We start from the raw sequence: 25,376 nt of genomic DNA, 5'->3' as shown, positions 1-25,376 counted from the left end.
TCAGCAGCGCAAACATAACTGTCATGGCTATCAGAATTTTACTGATTGCAGATCTCCCTTACCATTACTTTTTTATAAATCGCTCATATATGTATAATGCAATAATGATTGCGGGGGTGTATACAAAGACATTTGCAATAGCTTGAATAATTACTCCACCAAGATAAGTCAATATAAAACCTGATGTCATTCTTATCACCTCTCCTGTTTTTATAATTTCCGAGTATCTCTTTCGTTAAATAGCCTGTCTCAATGATTGCATTACTACATAAATGACAAATTCTTTTTATACAACAATTATATCATATACTCATTAATAATGTCATAAAAAGCATGGCTTTCATGAATGTTTAAGAATATTTACAAGACCCTAAATTTATTATTACGGCAATTCCCAATCACCTATGCTCAGCTCAAAATTCCCGCTATAAATAATAGGATTTCCCATCGCTGCCCTTTGATTGTACACCTCATAACGGCTCAGTGCTTCGGTTCCGCCCGGCATATACTTTGCCAGTGTATGAAACCGGTCAAAATTATAATACCGCGTGAGTGCAGCCGGTATCCCCTCATAGCGTTCGTTCTGATAGGTTTCAGCGATCCCGTTTATCTCACCTCCTGAATAAGTATATGCCAGGTCAGAATAGCCGGAAGAAACGCTGCGAAGCAGGCTGTTCGGATAATACCAGGTATATCTTCCACTGGTTGTGTCCGGGTCTCCGTAAATTTCGGTCTTATGCGGCAGGCTCTGGCAAGTTGCAAAATCATAATCGGATTTTTCGTCTGTCATCACATTAAAAGCATAATCATATTTCATCGCGATCTGATCAAATGCCGCATCCACATCTTTTACCGTGATCTCCCAGTCCCATACTCCCTCTGTTTCCCTGCGGTCTTCTCTTCCCATGGATGCCAGAATGGAATACATATAGAGCATCTGCCAGTCCAGCCGGAGCATACACTCCGTATCTTCGTTGCTGACCAGTATCTGCTTACTCACATATTCCTCAGCATCTTCATACCAACTTCCTTCTTCATCTTCATGCTCGATCTGGTACTCCCGTAATCCGTATACGGTGATAGAGCGTTGCAACATATACTGGGTCTCATAGTCATATGCTTTCTGCAGCAGGTACAGAAGCGTATCCCGGTCTATCTTTAAAATCCGGTAATCGCTCTCGGTCAAAACCACATCGTTTTTGATGGCATTCAACATCATGGCATTGGAAACACCGCCTGCTGCCGCACTCGTATTAAGTGAACCAATAAATGCACCGTCATAGTTTCCATCCAGGCCGCCCAGATGTGTGGCCCCATTCATAAATGCAAAGCAGGCCGCCAGCTGCTCCGTTTCCCAGCGGTTTCTCTGGGAAGGGTGCCGCCTCGCCTCTGCCTCATATATTTTGCTAAGCCATTCCCGCTCATCAATCCCTGGAGAATATGTACTCGTTGCGGACCGTAAACCATTCTTTGTATTATCCTTACTGACGGTTGCTCCGTTTCGGATGGCCAGGGACCAAATAGTACCCCGAAGGGCCGGGCTGTATTCTTTTATATTGATGCCATAATTGGATAGCATTCCACGCTGCGCCGGCAGATAATAAGCCTCGTAGGCAGTCCGGCTCTGCAGCCCTGCAAATTCATCCGGATAGTTCATATAAGCGGCGTGCCATGCATTAATCAGGGATGCACGGTTGGAATATAACGGCGGGTTTATCATACTCGGCTTTGTATCCGTCTCCTTTCGGTAGCCACTTTCAATGGAAGACATATCAATAAACTGCTGGAACGCTCCATAGTGCGCCTGATTATAGGAAACGCAAAATTTCAGGAAATCCACCAGGGAATACCCGATATCGAACTGGTAGCAGCCATATGCATATCCGCCATCGCTTCCTGCCAGGTTAAACCGTTCCCTTCCGGACTCAAATACCGTCCAGCCGGTCCAAACCGTCCCGCCCGGCACCTGCATGACGATCCCATTATCAGGCCCATACCCGGACGAATCCGCCAAAAAAGCATCATCCGAGGAATCATCGGCACTTTCATCAAGCAAATTTAGATAAGGCCGGAAAAAATATACCTGCCTTGCCGACCGGTAGCCGGTATTGGCCAATGGTTCATACACCGTGCCATATTTTTCCCCCTTTGCATGGATCACCTGTCCATTTCCCGCATACATCATCATGTGATTACCAGATGGCCGCCCATACCAGATCACATCTCCGGGCTGAAGATCCGCTTCTTCTATAAACTGTTTGTTCTTCGTCGCAAAATCCTTCCACCCAACCGTTGTCATGCACCACTGTGCTCCCATGATAGCCTTTAAGTCAAAGCCGGCCTCCTGGTAGCAACGTGCAACCATGGAAGAACAGTCCCAGGATCCCTCCAGAGTTCTCTTTGCCTGGCTGTAAGACCAGTTCAAACGTGATCGCGCTATCGCAACTGCCCGTTCCCCGATCTTATTATAGGAAGAGATGTCTCCATAAGACCAGGAATCATTTCCTGTGTTGAACTCCATATTGAACAGACTTTTCAGTGCATATTTCATGTGGTATACCGATGCAATACCAATTCCAACCGTTCCTAGTGCAACAAGCACCACACTGATTATCACAAGCCACTTTAATTTTTTTATCATTCGTCCGAACATCCGTTTTTTCATAACCGTCTCCTACCTCTAACACGCAGGAGCACCACCTCCAGTCCTTCAGTTTTCAGCCACCGCAAAGCAGATTGTCCTTTCATCCCTGCTTCCGTAACTGCAGGTCACCAATGCAAGCATTTTCTTTTGAATTTCCTCTTCCGGCAATCCTTTCCATGAATTACGGCACCATTCTTTAAAAAGCAGTTCCTCTTCCACCATTTGCGATGGTTCAAAATTTTTTGCTGAACAAACGATGGTTCCGATCACACTGTATCGCTCTTGCCTGTCTGGGAAAAATAAAGAGAGTGATTTATGGTCATTCAAAAAATCGGCATCCGTATACCTGACGATATCTTTAAACATCGTCCCATTGCGCATATGGTGCCCATATAGAACAACCAGATGCTCCTCTGCAGCAGAGGAATTGGCACCATCTAGCATAATGGCACCAAATGCCCGCCTCTCACCTTCTGCCGAATGCTTCATATAGTATTCGTTATCATTAGCCCGCCAGCAAACGGGATAATCGATCACTGTTCCAGGAATCTGTATCCATCCAACAATATCCGGATTAATACTCTTTAAGGCTTCAAAATCAATCGGTGAAGTATACGGCACCGTTTCCTCTCTGACCGGTTTCTTCACCTTACTCTCATTATCTGATCGGTTTTCTTCATTTCCGGGAAATGCCGCCTGTTTCAAATGCTCCTGTTCCATGCGCGCATCTATATAAGGAGCCGATCCCCGATAAGCACAGATACCAGCTGCCAGGATCAGCAATAGGACAACGGCCTTTCTAATCATTGCATAATCCCCTCCAGTCAATCGGCGTGCACTGCTTTTCTGTATGGAATGGAACTTTGAATGTTTCCTCTTCCTGATGTTCTCCTGTACGGTATATAAGGAATGGAATATAAGGCACCTTGTTTTGTTCCTTCACATACAGGTCCATTCGTATCCAGGGCCGTACCGGACTCTGAAGTGCCTGAAGAAATTCTGAATAGTGAAGCATGATATAATCCTGTGTGGAGTTCATCAGAAATGGAAGCGACTCAAAAGCATACCCGGTACCGAATGCTGACATTGTCGGTGCCACCTTTTTTGCAAGTAGAGCCATACCCATGGCTGCCTGATCCGTGATGTGCTCCTCACTCCCCCACTGGTTATATAACGTTCCTTCTTTCAGATAGCTCCCGTCAGCCATTTCCTCCCTGTCATTCATCAGCATGATCATAATGGTATTCTCTCTGGAAGCCGGAGGGAGCCGTACATAATCCCTTGCCCGGATAAGGCCTCCTATATCGAAACTCAAATTTTCAATCAGGACCGTAAGCTCACCCGCCATAAATACGCATCGGTAAACTGTGCCAATTCCTTCAACATCCTGTTCTTCAAACAACGGAAGGGCGTATACAGATGAAACTTTAACGCTTTCCTTGATAATCCCTAAATGAAATAGAAGCACGCCAAACTGATCGCGGAAGTATAGTTCCGGGAATAAAAATGGGATTTCCTGATCAAAATCCTGATGGGAATTACAGGAAAGGCTCATTCCATTCCTCAGCCCAGCCAACGCATAAGAATTATTCTTTCTAATCTGCTCAAACAGATCCATTCTCTTTTTCAGAGCATACTGTCTGCTGTACTCTGTTCTGGATGTTTCCAAATGATTTCTGCAAAAATCCGATATTTCTGCCATACAAGCTAAGATTTCTTTCTCTCCGGCCTGCTCCTGATTGCTGCACTGCTCCTTTAAAACATGCAAAAAGAATTCTGCATCCCGATAAAACTGTTTCTTTTCATATCCAAACGCATCACATTCTTTTACCTTTACCAGGGCCTGTTCCATTTTTCCCAAAGTTACAGAAGCCTCAAGATCCTGTTGCCGGCAGATAAAGGACAGAAATGGCAGCAGCGGCTGTTGATAACGCTTTATGGACTCAAATTTTAAAAGATCTGTCTGCTGAAGATCATCCCCAGGATCATTGCTGAAAACAAACATCACATTGATCGCCTGATGCAGGGAGATTTGCCGCATCCGGCGGTTTACCTCTGCATACGCATTGCATTTAAAAAGCAATCCTCCATGTGTACTTACCCTCTCGGTTCCCATGTCAATCTCTATACAGATCGGTCGTTCTTCCTGGTGATCCGTACATCGGTATGACAATTTTAAATCTGCAAAGACATCTCCCCGCTTCTTCGCTTGTCCGCCATACTCACGCATCGCTTCGACTGAATACGGAACCTCAAACTCCAGCTGCGTCCATTTCTCTCTATAATCTGAGAGTACCATTTTCAACGCCGCTGCGATCTCTGCTTCCTTATGCTGGGATAATTCCATATTTGTCCTGCCTGCAGCATACGCATCCAGGACCGAAACCATGTTTTGAACGGTTTCTCCTTGAAAATATTCATTTATCAATTCGTAAAGATGCTTCTTTCCAGCCTGGGTAATGGAATACAGGCCCTTCTCCCGCGCTCCCCTTTGTTCCTGCATTTTTATCCAGCCCCGTTCAATACACGTTTTGACCGTCCGCTGCCCCATACTTCCAGTTTCCTGAATGCACGGATCAATATGCTGAATCAGGAATAGGATCATCTTCCGCCTGAGGCACTTATATTTTAAGAGCAGGGCCAGAATTAAAATCACCCTTGCATCTGTTCGGCCGGGCCTGGAACTTGCAAATACATTACTTTTTAAAATCTCATCGTAAATCAATCGAAAATGTAACATGTACCACCTCATCTGTTCTCATTTATTTCTTATTTTTTCTCATACATATTTCATTGTGCCTGATCTCTGTTTTTCGGGCTCTAAAAAATATCCTTTATATGTATCCTTTTACAAGGATCAAAAACCGTTTGTTTCTGCATTTTATATGGTTCTTCCTCCTGTCTAAGCCCCATGCGCATGGCACAGTCTTTTCTGCTGTACATGGCACAACATAGTTATGCCATGCGCGGGACGTTTCTTTCCTCGCCTTAAGCACGCCCTGCACATGGCACAAAATTCCAAATATGTTCAGATCCAGTATCGTTTTAACACTGGCATCCTATATCCGCTTTCAGACAGCAAATGCGCATACCGGCTCATTAATATCTGATCCATTTCATCAATGATATGACGGTTTCTGGTATCGACTATCAACGAAAAACTGCTTGCGTCCAGCGCCACCAACTTTGCATTAGAACGTATAAAAATCGGTTCTGTTAATGCCTGCACAATGGTATATCTCGTTGCCAGAAGTATATCTGGTAGTGCATTTTGTGAGATCAAATCCTGAGAAATTTCGTAACATATAAAGGTCTGATCCTTCTTCTTTTCTTCCAAATCAAATGGCGAAAACTCGCATGACATGAAGGTCTTTCGGCACAAAAAATCACCATTCTGGCATTTGTACGATGTGCCAAAAGCATATTCTACATTCACATAATGTCGGTACAGCTTTTTTATATCTTCAGATAACAGCAGAGGCTCTTTGCTAGTCACATAGCGCTTATATAGTGCTGTCACGGAATACACATTACTGTTATCGGAAGCAGTTTCTTTCACTATATCTGCCATTGGCTGCAGCTGATCTGTCCTCTGAACCGCATTATAAAGAGCCGACAATGAATAGATTTTTGCTTTTGGCCGGATATTTCCAAGACCATTCATGGAAAGGATACGCCACACAAGGTATACCGAATATGTATAAATTGGCCGCCGGATCACATGAAGCAGATACTCAAACACAAGTGGTTTGATCATATTTTTATTCAGAAAATAGGCACATCTTCGTGACGCAACCGTTATGAATAGCCCTTCCTGCCTTTCCCGCTTCGCATAATCCATGGTCAGCCATTCTTCCAAAGATACTACGGCGCAAAACGGCAAAAAGTCTTCGTTGTGTATGTCTATCACATCTCCGTCTTCCACAAGCAGAGCACCTTCATCCGTCATAAACGCCATTGAAACCTTCTTTAGTTCCTCTTTTTGCGCCGTATTTTTATCCGATCCTGTTTCTGTCCCACCCCCTGATGTCCGACTTATATGGTCAGAGTCTGGCAAAAAATCAAGCATATACTCTGTATTTTCTGGCATAGTTTCTACTGTTTTCAGTAACTGCATTGGAACTTTTTCGCCGGAAAATGCCTGGTTTTCTCGGATTTCAAAATGCGCCTGACGATCACTATTTAGCGAATCCAACGGCAATTTATGATTATTTTTATGGGCGTCTGGAGCGGACTTACTGAAATTTTCCGGGCAGTTCAGTCCCGAAGTTTTCCGTTCTTCCTTAGCTTCATGCCCTAAAAATCCTGCACTCATACTCGCCTGACTCATCAGCTCCTCCAGTGATAAAGCCGGCCTGTCGCTGTATGTAGGAACCAATATTTTCTTTTTATGAGCGGATTGTGCTTCTTCAGGACATAGCTGTCTATCATCTTTCTGACCAAATTCCACCGCTACTGCCTCAAAAAACAGATACGAAATCTCATCGTATATACAGATATCTTCAAAAAATTGTTGTCGTTCACGTCCCTGGTAAGCAGGCGCGGCGCGAAGCTTTTTCAAACAATCCTCATACCTTTTTGCTGAGCATACCTCATTCTCTATTAAAATTGCATCCAGTAAATTCCGCAGAATTTTCCTGGCTGCCAAGACATATTGCTCTGGCAGTATTCCCCGATTTTCATTTAATATATGATCCAGCAGCTTTTCTTTGTCATATAGGAATGAAGCAGAGGTACGCTTCCTGGCATCTTTGAACGCTTTATATAGCTGTTCTCCTAAGGGTAATAAATAACCCTTTATGTGCCCCATCTGCTCTAAAATGATGCAAACCTGCATGTGAAATACATTCCTCCGTATCATTGAAACAGTCGGATTATGATACATGTAGCGCAGCACCTGCAGTTCCGCGTTAAGCTGACAATTGCAAAAATCTTTCGAGAATTCACATATTTTGCAAAGATCTACTTCCTGACATTCCGGTTCAAAGTGAAAGTTTTTATCCACTTCTACGCACTGAAATGACAGTTCCCCATATGTCTGGTATAAATCAGAAATGTAGGCTGCTTCTGGCTTTGTGTCTACCATTTTCATGTTCTTTAACTCTTCAAACACATAATCACACTGCTCCTTCGTGTATCCACATGAAGCGCATTTCTGAATTACATAGATATTTTTAAGTGCATGATCTGCTATCCATGCCACCTTAAACAGGCATGGGCATCCTTTGATATAGTGCATTTATTTTCCTTTCTGCTGCATTCTTAAAACACATAATACTTTGGAATTTTGTCACATCCCGGAACTGGATAATGTGGCTTGATCACATGTTTCCCCTGCCGTATCAGTTCACTCACCTCTGCCAGTTCCTCCTCCTTTCCACCAATCAGACCATATTCATTCAGATAAAACAGGGTGAAGCTTGCAAATTCAAGGACACGTTTTGCATCCTGCTTTCCTGCAGTTGAGGTCTTCGTAATTTTGTCATAATGACCCTTTTTAAATGGCACGATTTCTTTCACCTGAACAAACCCGGCAATGCAACAGACCATACGGTCACTACGGTATACGGCAGAAGAGAGTTTCTCCCACTTCACGCGAGGAAGCGAAATATTAAAATTCCCATAATCATTCTCACAAATCAAATATATCTGAGCGCCATACTGATCGCTGATTTTACGCACCCTTCCACAAAAGAATGCCGTTTCTCCAATCTTTGTCCTATGGGTAAGTATAAGTGAACTGTTGATCGAGATCATCGCACCAGCTGGGTCCTCATACTGATATAAGCCATATTCGTACTCCATCTGGGAAAGCACAGCATCCGCCGTCATTTGCACTGTCTGTGCACACATTTCAAATGCTCTGGCCGCAATGACCGCATTTAGGATTGTTAGATCAAATCGCTTCCACTTGTACAGGTCAAGCACTTCTCCAGAGTATATGCCGGTTTCCTTTCTGGCCCCTTTTTTGCACTTAAAGGCAACCGGAATGGAAAATCCATGCCCATAGATGAACGGAATGATACCGGCGGCTTCCGAATACTTAGCAAGCTGCTGAACGTATTCTACGCATGCTGCTGCATGTCTGCCACGTAAAAACTGAAGTTCCAAATTTTCATTGATAGTCACTTCCGCCTCATCCTCTCTGCAGCAGCACCGCAGCACCTTTCCTGTTTCTAATTCTCTTTTGATCCTGGAACGAAGTGCTAAATGATATAATACCGTTGGATATAAATAGCGTCCTTCTTCTTTTTCACCTAATTTCAATACTAAAAAACCGATTTTCTGCTTCAATACAGCCTCCTTAAATTCTTTTAAAAAAAACTGCGCATGGCTGTGACACCATACGCAGCTAAATCTACCTTCTTCGTCCACGTTTCGGGCCGCGATGCCACCGACTTGAAACGTGCTCAGGCTCTTCGGCATCTTTCGTTCTGCGCCTGACAGCGAGATATAATATGATTGCGATAAACAATAGGAAAAATACAACCGCCGTAATGTACGGATGCTTTTTTACAGTTTCTGCTATCTTTTTCAGAAACTTTATCATCTCTTCCCATAGGTTTTTAAGCCAATCCCAGCGATTGGATCCCGATGATTTTGATGTGCTTTCCGGCATAACAGAGGCATCCTTTGGCAGCAGTTCATACTGTGCACGGATCTGATACCCCTCTTCTTCCGGCAGGGTAATCACATCTTCATATGAAATTTCCAGATCGTAAACCAGCTTTTTCCCATACGCAACTGCGTTCCGATACAGAATCCCATTCTGCTCATACATATTACCGGCCCAGGCCGTATGGTCGATCTGGTATGCGTCCTTTGGCACGCCGATCAGCTTTAACAAAAGCCCCTCATTGCCCGCAAACGGATCTGCTGTCTGATTGAGTGATATCACCTCATTTCCAATCTGGAATAGTCCTGAGTCCGCATGTTCTACGACAATATCAAACGTAAAGGAATCTTCCCAGCGTTCATTTACCCGCTTTGTCTCTGTAACCGGTAACGTATAATCGGTTACCGTTTGAAACGGATTATCTGCAATTTCTACCTTATAAGTTTCCGAGATCTCGTCAATTCCTTCATAATCTTTCAGCAGCAACGTATCCTGGATATGCTTTTTTCTTCCGGAAAGAGTTTGTTCCTGCACCTCATAATCCACTAATCGGTATGTATCATTGCCTTCCACATGTTCTTCCTCTGGCAGATATGGATCCTGATCCGCATCCTTTGGAAACACCTGAGAATAATATACATAACTTCCGTCGGTCTCTCCCGGACCATAATATGGCCGCTCTCCAAATACTTCTTCCACGGTGGTAATCGCATCATCTGCGTCGCTGACCTGCTTTTCCGTTTCAGAAGACACCGCTGCATTCATATCCTCTGTAGTATTCTGCGTCTGGTTTTCTGATACCTGACTCGCCATGGTTTTCCCGGCGGGACTGGCAAATACCAGTACCGCCGTAAACATCAGGGCGCTAAAATATCTACGCCTCATCATCTTTTTTCTTTCCTTTCCTTCGTCCGATAAGCACCAGTCCCCCTGCGCCTATCGCAAAGATGGTTGCCAGTACATACCATTTGAATGAATCTGTAGTATCTCCTGCCTTCGGTTGCTTCAGCCAGTCTGGAACACCCAATCCATAGGATCCGCTGCTTCCATTCGTGCTCTCATAATGCGCATAGATCCGCCCGATACCAACCTTTTTATCAGTTTTTTCATTATAAAGTGTTGTTTCCCCAGCGATGGTTCCGTCATATGAAACAAGGAACTGCCATGGTGCTTCGGACCGCTCATATCCGTTTGCCGGCTCGATCTCCACGATACGGTAAGTTCCTGCCTTACCGGCCAGAACCTTGCACTCTCCTGTTTCATCCGTTCTGCCATGAAATACCACCTGGCCGTCCGGATCAGTCACCTGAAGCAGCGTATCTGGAACCGCTGTGCCGTCTTCTGAATCTTTCTTTTCAAGTATCACCTCCACATTTGGATAATCATACAAGGTCCGATTTTCTGGATTGGTTACTTTACCATCCTTAATATACAGGTACTGCACGGTCGGGTTCAGGTAATATCCAGCCGGTGCCTCTGTTTCCTGATATGTATAGGTTCCGTCTGTCGGCATAGTAAATATCAGATATCCGCTCTCATCTGTAATCCCTTTTAAGTACAGGCTTCCATCCACACTGTAAACAGTAAGCTCTGCTCCGGCCACGCCGATCTGGTTTACTGGATCGTACTTGCGAATGGACAGTTGACGTTTTCCCGGAGTGGTGCCACCTCCGCCGCCACCGCTACTGATTGCATAATTCACGAATCGGATTTCTTTTGTTTCCTGACCCAGTGGCATAATAAACTCCTGATCCTCAGATACCCGGTATCCACCAGGGGCTGATACTTCATGAATGACATAGGTTTCTCCGGCCTTCAGTACACCGTCAATCCGGTAAACCGTACCGTCTGGCACGAAATCAACCAGAACATTTCCGTACAGATCCTTGATCTGTATCCGGCCGCCACTAAGAAGCGTGCCATTTGGATTTACCTTGCCAAATTCTACATGGGTTACATCATCGAACATCTCCACCATATCAATGCTGCCATCTTTGGATACCGTAAATTCAATGTTCTCCGCAACCGAATAGCCATCTTCCGGTCGGATCTCAATAAGTGTATAAGTTTCTCCGGCAATCAGTTTTGCTACGATTTCGTGTGGTGTCGTCGAAGAGGTCCACTCATCCACATTTCCATTCTTATCCTTTATCACCAGATGACAGCCCGGAAGTTCTTCTTTTCCCGTAATTTTCTTCTTGGATACAACCACATGCGTCGGCTTATCCTCCATTTTGACCTGATCGACCGTTCCGTCATGGCTTACTTTAAACTGAATATCTTCCGCATAGGCCCAACCGTCTGCCGGACGAACCTCCCGTAGTGTATATTCCTCATCTGCGATCAGCTTCTCCTTAATTTCATGCGGCTGGTCCGTAGAAACCCACTCATCTACCACATTTCCATTCTTATCAATGACCTGAAGCGTACAGCCTGGCAGCTCTTTGCTTCCCGTAATCTCCTGTTTGGAAATTACAACATGCGTCGGCTTGTCTTCCATTTTGACATAATCGACCGTTCCGTCATGACTTACCTTAAACGGCACATCTTCCGCATAGGCCCAACCATCTGCCGGACGAACCTCTCGCAGCACATAACTCTCATCAACTACCAGTTTTGCAACGATTTCATGCGGCTGGTCCGTAGAGATCCACTCCTCTACTACGTTTCCGTCCTTATCTACGACCTGAAGCAGCGCACCCGGAAGTTCCTCACTGTTTGTGATCTTCTTTTTAGATAACACGATGTGAGTAGGCTTATCCACCATGATCACCCGGTCCACCGTACCATCCTCATTTACGGTAAAGGTAACATCTTCCGCATAGGAATATCCAGGTGCCGGGCTTTTTTCAACCAGTCTATAGGTCTTTCCCGGTTCCAGGAATTCTTCAAGGCTTTCCGCTACGTCAGAGCTGGTCCAGCTGTGAATCAAGTTATTTTCCTCATCGTATAATTCCATTTCACAGCCAGGAAGCTCTTTACCACCACCAATTTCCGTCTTTGAGATCATAACTTTGGTTTTCCGGTCCGCGGCTGCAATGCCCTCAACATTCACAGACTGGCCCAGAATTGTACTGATCTTATTTGTCGGAAGGCTGTCCCCATTTGCGAATACGGTTTCTTCCATAAGCACATAGGTTTCTCCCGGCTTAAATATCGTGCGTTTCGCCGTATCCTCAATATTTCTGGTAAATCTGGCTCCGTTTCCGCGAGTTGCATCTACACTTCCGGACGTCATTTTCTCCGTATGGTGCAGGCCATTCTCGATCTTTTCAATCTCATAGGTCACATTTTTATAGTAACCCGGATCGATCTTGACATATTCATTACCAGAGAGGCTGATGGTATCACCACTCTTTATCATGCCGGTCCTGCTGCCGCTGTATGAATATGTGCCTGAAAGTTCCCTTCCTGTCGATGTGTCATAGAGTTTTACCCTAAATGATGTTTTCTGATCTTTATACCTCTCCTTTCCGGATCCCGTAAGTTCGTTGAACAATACTACCTTTCCATAAGTTAATACCGGCACTGTCTTTTGGGTTTCCCTTACAATTCCGTTATATTCTGCTTTTGCCTTAATCGTAGATGCCTCACCACTTACCTGTGTTGTAAAAGCAGCGTATGCAGCTTCACCTGGCGCCACGCTCTCAAAACGGAATACCAGTTTTTCTCCGTCAAAAGTTCCTGTTCCTGGATCAATGATGCTTGTATCTGCATCGACAGTCACGGTTAATACCATATCCGCCTTTTTATGATCCGTGTTGATCACGCGGATTCTTTCAAAAATTGCCTGGTCCGGCGCTAATGCACTGGCGCCATCCGCAGACAGTCTGGTTATTACCAGATCATCTTTCTGCAGAGGATTTTTCACTTGCTTTTCCTGATTGTCCGCATCTGGAAGAAACGCAGTGATCTTGGTTCCGTCCGCATAAGATAAGGTCACATTTACACGGTCAATTTCTCTGGTTGGAATTTTAATCTCTTCATTTTCATCAAACCAGAATGTTTTGGTGAACCGATCCGTCACAAGAATGGTTCCGTCGGAATATCTGCAATACTCTGTAATGGTATAGGCCGATCCTTCTGACACGGAAGAAAGCGGTTTTCTTATCACATGTTTCTCGCCGACACCGATCCAGCTTTCTACCAGGTCTTTGTTTGCGTCCGTCAACTCATAATATATCTGGGTCACATAACGGCCCTTCAGTTTTACCTGCTCAATGCTTGTGGTATCACGATTAATCGTATCCAATTCATAATCATTCTTTGATACCCGTTGGATTTCAATACTCTCCATCTGGTTAGAAAGGCCCTGGATACTCCTTCCATCACTGGATACCGTAAACAGTACCGGCTTCATCAGATTCCACCCATTTGGCGCAGCATCTTCCACCAGAATATAGGTATGCCCTGCAATAAGTCCGATAACCTCATGCCTCTTCTCCGATTTTCTGGTGGTCCAGGTCGTAAACGGTGCATCTTTATCATATACAGGCTGATCGTGTTCATCTTTTCCTGTCACTTCATAAATGGAAAGAATTGCCCCATCTATAAAAGCACCTTCTGTATTGTCATCCCCTAAAGCATCGAAGTCCTGCTTACTAAAATACAGCCTGGTCTTCTGATCCTTTACGCTTTCCTGATGAATTACTACCGTCTCATGGGCAAAGCTCTGGCCGTCACTCTGTTTCGGCTCAAACTGCCAGGTGATGATTTCCGGATTTACACTATAACCCTCCGGCGCTGCAATCTCCTGTAACGTATAGGTATAAGGAATGATGCTTCCATCTGGCTGCATCTCACCAACAGGAAGATCCTGCACGATGATGACTGCCTCTGTTCCATAGATCATGTTTGTGGAAACCGGCTCATCCAGTTCATCCCCTTTATAGGCTTTGATCTCAAATGTCGCTCCGGCAAGTCCCTGACCGTCTTCTCCAGTCTTGGTGATAGAAAGCGCACCTTTCACCGCTTCATTGACTGCCCGGATCGTCTGTACCGAATCATCCAGATGATACTCAAATCGTACCGGTTCTGCTAAGGTATAATAATCCGGTGCTGACAGTTCTACTAAATAATAGATACCTTCTGCCAGGCCCGTTTCAATATGAAGCCTTAAATCTCCCACCTGATATCCTTCCGGGATCCTGCCATTTACTTTATCTGTCACTGTATAAATGCCGTCCGCTCCGGTTACCCATTGGCTGACCAGATACTCCTCAGACTGGTTCAGATTTCCTGATAAATCTGCTCTATACAGGGCCATGACAGCACCAGCCAGTTCCCCGGTCACACCAACAGCAGATTTAGAAAGCCAGATCTGCCCCGCCAGATCTTCGATGTGATACTGCTGGATCTCCTTCCGGTTCTCCACTACGATCACCTGGGCATCTGCTTTTAAAAATCCATCGGGAGCCTTGGTTTCTACAAGGACATACTTTTTCCCTGCAGGCAGGCCATTGATCCTTCTGGTGCCTCTGTCCGTAAGGTAGGTATCCGCATAAGCATTTATATGCTCCAATTTCTGATAATCAAACTGGTAATCAAAGACGGTTTCCGGCAAATTGCCAGATACTGCCACGCGTATAGTCTCCCCGTCGCTTGTAATCATGGTAAGGAGTGCTTTCGTTGCAAATCGGTCATGACTTCCTCCGGCGCTTGCCGCATCCATTACTGTTTTAGATGTGACGGTTGCAGATTTTTCCTGTCCATTCTCCTTCCAGCCAAACAGTGAAAGATCCACACCATAGGACGCATACGCTTTTTCAAATGCATCGCGGAAATTCTGATAATTCTCAACGGTGCCGCTCTTAAATGATGCCAGAACACGGGCATCATATACCGGCGTGCCATCCACATCGTAAATAATTTCACCTTCTGCATTTACCACTGCCTGTTGGAGACTAAATTCTGCTCCAGACAGCTGGACTTTTTCTCCATGCTCATCTGTAAAGAATTTTTCAATCTCAACCTTTGTGGTATCATTCTTCATGCAGGCAATTTCAACTTCTGACTGATCACCGATCGTAACTTCCACTGGATCTGCTGTCACAAAACCTTCCGGCGTTTCAATCTCTTCCAGCAGATAATCTCCTGCCGGGATCCGCTCGAAATAGGCCGGTTCATTTCCGCTTACCCACTCCGCAGTATTCCATACCGGATTGGAAGCAGTACTGTTTGAATCTTCCCAAACCAGTGGAGTATCCTGTGTTTTTACCATATAATATCCCTTTGGATATTTTTCCGTATCCACACTATATACCCGTCTGGCCGGATACAGCGCCAGTTTTGCTCCAGGAACAGAACTATATGTATAGGAAGCAATATCACCAGTCACCACCTCGCGCTCATACGGTTTCTCTCCCGTTTCCGGATGTTCATGGTCCATATCCAGAACTGTCATTTTGGTATCCTGCGGCGCATGGATCTTACTAATTTCAATCTTTGTGGTCCGGTCAACCATCTGAACATGCTGAAGTTCTCCCGTCTCCGCAACAGTAATGCCGCTAGGCAGCCCCTTCACATACCCCTCCGGTGCCTTTAACTCCTCCAAAATATAGGTTCCGCTCGGAAGGCGTTTTAAAACATCTGCCTGACCGTCCATTTGGAACGTATCGAATGGATCATTTGGAGTCTTGTCGGAGCTGAGCCAGGTGTTTTCAAGGATGTATCCCTCACCCAGCCTGTGATACAGATTTTTCCTGTTCGGAGACTCTTCATCCCAGGAAGAATCATACAGTTCATCGTGTTCATTGATGCGGTACGCATTCTGGTTATATTCTTCCAGATTATCTGAATCCTGGTGTCTGACAAAATCTCCATTTCGGTCATAAAGATCCTCACCCTTTTTGTAGGTTTCTGAACTTCTCTGGTAATACAAAACCAAACCATGGTCATCATAGACTGGATTGAGTTCATTTAAGAAATCACCATTATTATCATCTACCAGGACAGAGCCATTCATATCCTGCTTAAAACGGTTCTGCTCAATGCTACTCTCTTCGTGTGATTGCTCCCCATTTCCTTTCCAGGTTCCAGTAATATGGCCGGACTCCGTATGGGTATACGACGGTTTATCCGCATCCGGTATCTCCGCGGTGGAATTATTTACCACATCCAGCGTTTCATCCTCTGCATAGCCGTCCTTATTTTCGCCCACCGTAGCAATACGGGAAGTCGTAACCTTATCACGAGCAATCACATTTCCAAATTCATCCTTCCTTACGTTGACTGGCCATACCAAAATTCTTACCGTTCCGTCTTCACAGTATTCTTCGATATATGCCATTCCTGTTGCCGGATCAACCAAAGCATCGCGGTACCCGTCTTTATCCAAATGATAAATTTTGGTGCCTGCCTCCACTTCAAGCTGCTTATCATTCTTACGGTATTTTACCCTTGTAAAATCGCCTTCTGTAATCTCTAAATACGGAACTCCATTCTTAAAGACATACATTGAATGATCGCTGTCACTCTTTGCGAAATTTCTGCGGTCCCGTTCTGCCTCTTCCACAGGCGTCAGTTTGTGCATTCTGTCATACACATAGGTAATGAACTGTCCGTCAATATAGCGCTCCTGATATGGATCCAGTCCATCCAGGTCATAATATAAAATATCTGTATCCGGCCGCTGCAACGTAACCGCAGACCATACTCCGCCGGTAGCTGAAATGGAGTTTCCGTCCTTGTCAATGCCGACCGGGAAAGTTACTTCCAGTTCTTTACCTGCTTCATCCTTTTCACGAACAAACTCTACCTTTTCGCCGGCATACCCCTGCTCGATATACATTCTGGTGATATTGTTCGTGAGATTTCTTTCAATCTTCAGTCCTTTATAAGTCTCATCTCCCTCAAATCCAGAGCGTTCTACAGGAATTGCATCAAACAATGTCATCAATGCCCCTGCTACGTAGCCATTTTCATCATCTGCAGTTTCAAGAGTTCTGGTAACATATCCATAGCCCGCAAATGTTCCGTGGGAATAGACAATTTCCACCTGTTCTCCTGCTGCCTTGCGTTCCTCTAAATACTCCAGGGTTCCTTTCTGCCATGCATATCCTAAATATTTTCCATCCCGGTACGCATAAACCAGGTCCGGATTTTTTCCGATCTCGCTGTATTTTCCATCCACACGACCGGAAATCTTATAGCTGACCGTCTTGTCCGCCGTTGTATTGGCTTTCTCTGCAGAGGATTCTTTTACCTTTTCAACCTCCAACCGGATCGGAGTATTCTCCACATAGACCTGCGCCACGTTTACTTTGTCTTCCGGTTTGTTTGCATTGGTTGTCTGGTGGTCCGCATCATCCTCATAAACGACTGCCAGGACCCGATTATCCTTTGCTCCTTCCTTATAATAAGTGATCTTGTCGCTGTAAACCTCGATCGCGATTGGCTTACTCCGCGCGTATCCGGCTGGCGGATCCACTTCCGCCAGGACATAAACACCCACGCCTAAAGGCTGCGGCAGCTCCAAATAACCGACATTCTGGTCCTGATAAGAAGATCCCGTGTCTGTCATCTCATCCCGCATCAGGCCGTCCCTGGTTGTTGAATAGGTTTTAAAGGCTACAGTCTTATTCCCGTATTCATCTCCCAGGACAATCTGCTCATCCTCACTGCAGGTCGGTGTGCCCTCCGGCACGGTGCCACTATACAGATCACCGATGCCATTCTCTTTTCCGGTAATGCGATCAATCCACCTTGCAATCCGGCCTTTTGCAATCGGCCGGATGTCGATAGCCCCCATTGCCGTTAAGAATTCTTTTGTTCCGGTAAACTGCGTGGGTTCTGTCGTAAATTTTACGGTTCCCTGACCACTCTCACTGTCATCACGGGATGCCGCATACAGATTGAAAAGTGCACCGTCGTGAAGGATATTCTCATGGGTTTCTGAGTCAATCTTTTCTATTCTAAGCTTTGCCGTAAAGAAGCGGTTCACAAACTTATCGTAAGCAAATCCCCGATATGTTGCGTTTCCTCCCTGAGTCGGCTCTTCATCTGTCACCTCTGCCTGTTCATCCGTTGATGCAACCACGCTATACGGAACCAGCATGGCAGCATATTTCCCGTCATAAGCTGTCTGCATTCCTGTCATCGTTGCAACATGATCCCGGTACTGGATTCCTAACCGGTTATCTGCCGTAATATCCGCACCCGGATATGGAACGTCATCGGAAAGTCCCGCATCTTCAGACAGGGAACTATACCGGTAATTTTCTGAAATTCCTTTTCTGCCGCTCTGTCCCTCTGTCAGATAATAGGTAACTTCGGCAGCAGAACGATCATTTTCCGGATTATAATAATTTTTCAGCGGCCGCCATGGGCTTTGCGTCAATGCAAAATAGTTACCGGCTTCTGCCCGAACCCCATTTGTGATCTCATTTAGATCAAGGCCATACTTATAAACTTCAAAATCCCCATGATGATTATGGGCCTGGATCTTATAGTCCTCCTCACCAAACCGGATCTGATATTTCTGTTCCAGCTGCTGCATGGAATCAGCCCGGCCATAATTATAGAAAGAATTGAGTGTTTCCGGAGTTTCCTGTGATGCATCATAAGATGCATACACACTCGGCAAAGTTACTTCCCTTGGCTGATCAATCTGATAATGCCGGTTTTTAAAATCCTTCAGTTCATCAACATGCGGCTGCTGCTCTGCCACCACGTAGATTCCATACGGTAAATATTTCGATAACCCATAGGCATATCCACCGTCTTTTGAAAGATCTTTATCTCCATAAATCGTATTGGCAGCCAGTGTTGTTGTATCATGGTCGCTGCCTCCGTTTGCCTCGCTATCCCAGTGAATTGCGTAAAGCTCATCAAGATCATACGCAAAGAACGGCTTCAAATAATTTTCTGCTTTTTTAATGGCCTGGCGGAGTGCCAGATCATACGTTTCTTCACTGTATGCCGTCGCACCAGCACTGGCCTTCTTCTCTCCAGTACCTGCGTCTACCTCCTGCACCAGTTTTTTTACCTCATCATCCAGGTACCAGCTGATTGCAAACTGACGCACCCGGTCAGATACCCTGGCATTATCCAGCTGCTCTTCGGTACGGTTTATGAGATTTCCAATCGGCTTATAACTTGTGTAGGTCGGATGATTTTCATCCCATTTATCTCCATTGGAAACGCTGATCGCATCAAAAAACTTCTCATAATTGTAATTTTTGACCGTTCTTGTGCTGTCACCGTCCTCGACCCGATAGTCTGCCATTTCCAACAGTCTTGTGTAACCCGTGTTTGCCTCATCACTGATCAGACCGTTATGGTAATCATACAGAGCCGTATTGGCAATCGCTGCATCATTAGAATTTTTAAACAGCGGATCTGTCTGATGAGGAACCTTTGTATAGATCTTATTGACCAGCATTGGAAACGCTTTATTTGCGGCAAGCTGCTCAGCATCAGTCCGTTCAGTTCCCATACGGTCCTGCCATACAATTTCTCCATTTTCATTCCGGTACAAAGCTTCCAGATTTGACTTCAAATAGGTTTTGAAACGGAAATTATCAAGCTTTTTCGCCGAATGGTCCGATGCTCCATTCCCTTCATGGTTACCAAATAAGCGACTCCACCAGTCCTCATGGACTTCACTGTAGGAGTTCGTATTGCGGTAACTCTTCTCATCAATCGTTTTTGTTACTTTGATCTGCTGACTGATGATCCTCTCTTCTACACCTACAGGTTCCTTTCTGGTGTTCGTCCCCGGCCGTTCTGCCCCATCCTGAAATACATAGTCCTGGACCGGATAATCAAGGGCCACCGATTGTACATAAGAATTTTCCTGGCCTACTAAAAGGCTGCGATAGTTAAGGTATGCTTTTACGCTGGAACCTTTTGCCAGATAATAGGAGGCGCTACCAACCTGAATGCCGGCAAGTTCTTTTGAAATTCCAAAATCTGTGCAATCCTGCTCAGTCAGTGAAATGAACCGGGATGGAAGTTTCAGCGTATACTCATAACGTGCTGCTGCCTCGTCATTATGCTCCGCTCCATATCCATCCGTATAATTACCAGTCTGATGGGCAATCCACACATTACCTTCCTTTGTGAGAGGGATCTCCGTCCACTTGCATTCATTTACTTCCACGGAAATCTTTTCTGTCCGCTCCACATAGGTTACCTTCGGAATTTTAATGCCATTTTTATCCAGAGGTGTTTCCCCGGTTTTATAAAATTCAGTTTCGGTTACGACACCATTCACGATATCCCCGTTCTCATCTGCCTGTACAGCGGGAGAAAGGATCGCATTGACGGTGCCGTCCTCGTTCGTGGAAAAATTCTTCATTTCACCGCGGGGATCATAAATGGCATCCTCGCCGTATGCAACATAAATAGCTCTTGGCCGCATGCTGTGGTCTGCCGGCATACTTGCTACCCGGTAAAATATCGCATCCCCTGAAGAACCGTCTGCCGGAACATAAAAGAGCATCGGATAATTGGTCCGGTTTGCGTATAAACCGACCGTCCAGCTGTCCGCATTTTCTTTGATATAATCTACTCCACCATAATTGTAATAATCATGAGTATTGTAATAATCCAGAATAGAAACAATCAGTGAAGATAACGATACTGCGTCTCCGTCTGTTCCTTCCTTATTGATCGTCAATGTTACAAGAGGAGAACCGCATACCGTTTTATCAGCTGCGCTTCCAGCGCTGACACCGGATATACCATAGGTATCTGTCTCACCTTCCCATACACCGCGGTCGAATACCAATTCATCCATGCTCGAATAAGCTGTAACTCCGCTTCTTTTATAGTTCGGTGAGCTTTTTCCATTTGTGCGAAGCGCCTGCTCCACCTTGATTTTAAGAAGCGCAAAGTCATTATCCACATCTGGTACAGATGCGAGTCTTAAAAGAAGTTCATCATCAGACATTCCTGGCACAGATGCCAGGATTACATCCGTAACTTTCGCAGGATCCAACCCTTTTCGGGTCACACGGATTACGTTTTTCGCAGTAAAATTCACATTGGTCGTTTTGGTTTTAATGCTTCCATCTGCATTATATTTCGGGTACTGATGGTCGTTTTCCGCCACAACATACTCCGGCAGGCCAAAAATATTTTTGACTGGCACTTCATCATAGATACCCGTACCGGCCTCTACCTCTTTCGTCGTAGAAATACTGTCCTTCCGGTAAAGTTTTGCTCCCTCCGGCAGATTTCGAAATACAAGATCAAATCCCGAATCCCCTGTTTTTTCACTTTCAGCTGTAAAAAACAACTGGTTGTAATCAGGATCTTCCACATCTCCAGTCGACTCATCACTGATCTGTTCCTCCGCGGTAAGGATTCCCACAATTCCAGCGTAACCGGTCAAATCGCCTGGAACTCCCGCATTTACATCCTGGCCCAGATTGGTTTGCTGCTGCATTCGGTTTCCAATCGACAATTCATAGCCCTCAGAGCGGGTCAATTCCTTTACGTAATAATCCCCCAGGATCAGCGGTCTTCCAATCCAGCAGTTTCCATTCGCCAGTTTGTAATCCGGATAAGTCCTTACCACATCTGCGTCCGCCGTATACTCATCGTATGCTTCTGCATGATCATAGAGATTTTGTGGAGATGCTGCATTCCAGCCCTGGCCACGGTCCACGATCTTACCCTCTTCATAGTCATAGATCATTCCTGGTGCTTCCGTAAAGGCCATAAACGAAGCATCGCCATTTTTATCCGTTGTCGTGACTGCCACCAGATCATTTGCCATATAAACGATTCCCGTTTTTCCGTCCGGATGAATAATATCCGCTGCTGCAAACAGGCCATACACAGCTCCTTCTAATGTGGCATCTCCCTGGGTATCTCCATAGGAATCATATGCGTCGTTTGCCCCATTTTCCAGATCCAAATCCCGCTTATTGATATGGATTTCGCCCTCTGTCCGGTGATCATAGATACGCCACATATTTCCGCAGCCATCTTCATCATTGCAGTGACTAAAATGATCCGCCGGTCCTGGTGTAATAAGTACGCCCACGCTCGGTGAACCCTTTGCCGTGCTGTAGGCACTTTCAAACAATTCTTTACCAGATCCTGAAAGCTGCGCATAAAGGGAAATGTCCGGATCATCACTTCCGGATACAGTCAGATCACCCTCTTCCCTTTGCTTAGTAAATTCTACATACGCCACATAGGTCGCATTGGAGTCTGACGCAAGATCTACCTTCCTGCCGCCAAGAGCCTCTATCTCTCTGATTCGTTCTTCATCCTCAATAAATTCCTGTTCATCTTCAATATCGTCATCAAGGAATTCTTCTGAATCAATGTCTGCCAATTCTTCTTTTGAGAGATTTTCCTCATTTTTCAAATCATGATTATCTTTTACAACATCCTGAATTGGCGTTTCTTCCTTAGACGGCCTGCTTTCCTCTTCATCAGAAACATCCTCGGAATTATCGTCCCTGGTTTCTACGGCAGAAACCGGCTCCGCTTCTATATCATTGCCTGCAACACGCTCCGTTGTCTCTGCGTAAACAGTCATAATACCGAAAAGTTTTTGAATGCCTTTTTCAATCCAGCCGGAAAATACCTTTCCTTCAAAGGTTTCCAATCTCGCAGACACATCTCCAACCGCGCTGTCCAGCTCTTTAGAAGCTGCGTCATCCACACTGCCTAAATTTTCCAGGTCTCCAGAGCTATTACCTGTTTCGGAATCATTTTTCTCAGGCTCATCTTTTGAGTCCGTATCTGATATTCCGCCGTCAGGGTTCTCTACCTCACCTTTATCCTCCTGATTTTCCTCATCCTTATCCGAAGCTTCCGTGGAATCCAAAATTTCATCATCGGAACCCGATGAATCTTTATTATCACTGTCGTCGGAATCCGTTGTTTCATCTTCTCTGTCCACCGTCTCATGATCCTGAAATTCCTCATCATCTGATTTTTTTGTATCCGCAGCCGAGCCATCCACACGCTCCGGTGCCTTTGTTTCTTCAAGCTCCACTTCTTTTTCGATCTTAAATATTTTTGTAAAAAATGAAATGGCCTTTGAAAGAATTCCTTCTTTCTTCTCTTTCTCCAGTGCCGGAACATCCAGATCTTCTCCCGTCAGCTCCGCATACTCGGACTCCGTGATACTATGAACGGCGCCCTGCTCCACTCTACTCGTGAAAGAATCTGTCTCTGGAGTAGCATCTTCGTTGATCTGGATCTGATTGCTGTATTCATTCGCGAAAAATGAATTTGCACCATTTTCCGAAGAATCCGTTGTGATCACCTCAATAGGAAGGTCATCATTATGCAGATCGTGGAGAATATACCCATTTCGCGCGGTATCCTCCTGATAGGTATAGCTGTATTTCAAAGCAATAAATTTATTGTATGTCGCTTCCGCATCCTGCTTACAGCCAGAATTTACATAGGAATCCTCCCCGGATGCCGAACTGGTCGGCCCTGCATTCGGAGTGCTTCCCTCCTCGCCGCCGCTTGATGCAATGAAAGAGATTTCTCCCTGGCTGACTTCCGACATCAGCCAATGAAAGTGGACTCCCTCATAGGTACCTGCAGATGCAGTTTCGTCGCACGCATCAAAACATTCCAGCCAGCCACTTGCAAGTCTTCGGTTTTCTTCCTTTGCTTCATCAATTTCGTCCTGATTTGTAACTTCTCCTTCCTCATCTTCTTCCTCTTCCGGGACTTCGACAAAAGCCGGTGCCGGATGTCCATCACAGAAGGTTTTATCGTAATGATATTTGTGCTCTACAGTATTGGATGCATAACCCTCTTCATTGGTCGTAACGGTCGCAACAAACCGATAATCATCCCATACAACCGGATTATCCAGGTATTTTGACAGATACATTTCATGATCTGTTCCACCATACAGTTCTACTGCTCCGTCACGTTCCAGATTGACCTGGTCCTTATCATCAAAACGCTCATAAAACCGGAAACTTGATCCCTCCAAAGTTTCTCCCGTTTCATGATCATACTTAGTCAGCTGCGTATTATAAGTAGAAGTCCAGTCCTCCTCATGCCGATAACAGTTAAATTCAAGGCTGCCACTGCTGGAGGTTCCAGATGGATACGATGGCGTATTTCCACCATTCCCACCAAAACCTTGCTGGCCCCAGAAAATTCCTGTACCGAAAACTCCTGATGCTCCCACGGACGCATAATACACACTGCTAGGAAGAGCCATTTCCACGTATGCCAGTCTCTGATGCTGCTGGGCCGGCACTACCCCAATTCGCGGGAATTTCTTATGCTGACCAGCACACTGCTGAAGCACCCACAGCTGCAGACACTGTTCATACAAATCTCTGGCCGAAGCGAATGTTCCCATTGCCGTTTCATACCTTGTTCCTATTGGATCAAACTGCACATATAACGGAGTCGGGCTGTTTCCAGGATTGGTAAAGATAATCTCCGTATCCGTTTTTACATACGTCCAACCATTCGGAATTTCAGATACGTAGGAGCCGGCCTCCCCCGTCGCAGAAAATTTCAACGGTACCGACTGGATAAACCCGGCATCTGAGCCGTCCTGCGCAAACTTAATACTTAAGGTTCCATCTACTGCTACCGCTGTTTCCGGAGTGGTATGGCCTGCCAGAGTTGCCGGAACCAGTCCACCCATTGTAGCCCCAGCGGAACTACTGCTTAGTAACCCGGCTGTTTCCAACAATTTGTCTGCATTATCACTCCAGACCTTTACCCACGGATATTTTGCCCTGGTGGCAGCACTGTGTAAATACAGCTTTAAATCATCCTTTGTTACTGGTGATGTCATTGGCAACAACCCTAATGATACCGCTGCCTTCTGAAGCTGGTTTAACGCTTTATTAAGATCCTGGCTACCGCCTTGACTCACCTCTAATGATAGCAATGCAAAAAATATCTGCCCAGCCTCTGCTTCGCTCAGTGACGCATACGGGCTTACATATACGTATCGATCTGCCACTCCCAATGCATTATTCGGTGACATTCCGTCAATACAATACTGGCGAAATCCAGAGTCCTTAATATAAGCCTGCATCGTATCACCATATGTCGCAGCTTCACTGGAGATGAAAAATGCCGGGATGTTATTTAACACTGGAGACGTACTGAGAATAAATGCAAGCATCCCTGCACAAATTCGATTTTTGTTCCTTCGAA

7 protein-coding genes are annotated in these 25,376 nt (G+C 45.3%); all 7 read right to left on the bottom strand.

Annotated features, from left to right (window positions below; translation table 11 throughout):
• Nucleotides 1-382 precede the first annotated feature (382 nt).
• Nucleotides 383-2,641: an NlpC/P60 family protein gene (locus DWZ40_RS09860; protein ID WP_207664502.1), complete on the bottom strand. Its 2,259-nt coding sequence runs from the start codon at nt 2,639-2,641 to the stop codon at nt 383-385.
• 69 nt (nt 2,642-2,710) lie between these two features.
• A complete protein-coding gene (locus tag DWZ40_RS09855) occupies nt 2,711-3,349 on the bottom strand; it encodes a class B sortase (protein ID WP_182431706.1) in 639 nt (212 codons plus the stop codon).
• Between the two features lie 94 nt (nt 3,350-3,443).
• Nucleotides 3,444-5,384, bottom strand: a complete 1,941-nt coding sequence (locus DWZ40_RS09850) for a hypothetical protein (protein WP_118542884.1) — start codon at nt 5,382-5,384, stop codon at nt 3,444-3,446.
• Nucleotides 5,385-5,672: 288 nt separating this feature from the next.
• Nucleotides 5,673-7,736 carry a hypothetical protein gene (locus DWZ40_RS09845; RefSeq protein ID WP_147354179.1) on the bottom strand — a complete coding sequence of 688 codons (2,064 nt, stop codon included), beginning with the start codon at nt 7,734-7,736 and terminating at the stop codon, nt 5,673-5,675.
• Between the two features lie 170 nt (nt 7,737-7,906).
• Nucleotides 7,907-8,938 carry a hypothetical protein gene (locus DWZ40_RS09840; RefSeq protein WP_118542882.1) on the bottom strand — a complete coding sequence of 344 codons (1,032 nt, stop codon included), beginning with the start codon at nt 8,936-8,938 and terminating at the stop codon, nt 7,907-7,909.
• Between the two features lie 64 nt (nt 8,939-9,002).
• Complete coding sequence (locus DWZ40_RS09835) at nt 9,003-10,148, bottom strand: hypothetical protein (RefSeq protein WP_118542881.1); 1,146 nt, start codon at nt 10,146-10,148, stop codon at nt 9,003-9,005.
• Nucleotides 10,135-25,314 carry a SpaA isopeptide-forming pilin-related protein gene (locus DWZ40_RS09830; RefSeq protein WP_147354178.1) on the bottom strand — a complete coding sequence of 5,060 codons (15,180 nt, stop codon included), beginning with the start codon at nt 25,312-25,314 and terminating at the stop codon, nt 10,135-10,137. Before DWZ40_RS09830 ends, DWZ40_RS09835 begins: the two co-directional genes overlap by 14 nt.
• Nucleotides 25,315-25,376 lie beyond the last annotated feature (62 nt).

This window comes from Clostridium sp. AF32-12BH (assembly GCF_003477935.1).
Lineage (GTDB): Bacteria > Bacillota > Clostridia > Lachnospirales > Lachnospiraceae > Brotaphodocola.
The sequence above is the reverse complement of the archived record's forward strand: the minus strand, read 5'-3'. Positions and strand labels throughout refer to the sequence as shown.

Bases quoted from the DNA above. Each gene is read 5' to 3' on its own strand.
- DWZ40_RS09835 (WP_118542881.1), bottom strand. From the start codon at position 10,148: ATGATGAGGCGTAGATATTTTAGCGCCCTGATGTTTACGGCGGTACTG.
- DWZ40_RS09860 (WP_207664502.1), bottom strand. From the start codon at position 2,641: ATGATAAAAAAATTAAAGTGGCTTGTGATAATCAGTGTGGTGCTTGTT.
- DWZ40_RS09850 (WP_118542884.1), bottom strand. From the start codon at position 5,384: ATGTTACATTTTCGATTGATTTACGATGAGATTTTAAAAAGTAATGTA.
- DWZ40_RS09845 (WP_147354179.1), bottom strand. From the start codon at position 7,736: ATGAAAATGGTAGACACAAAGCCAGAAGCAGCCTACATTTCTGATTTA.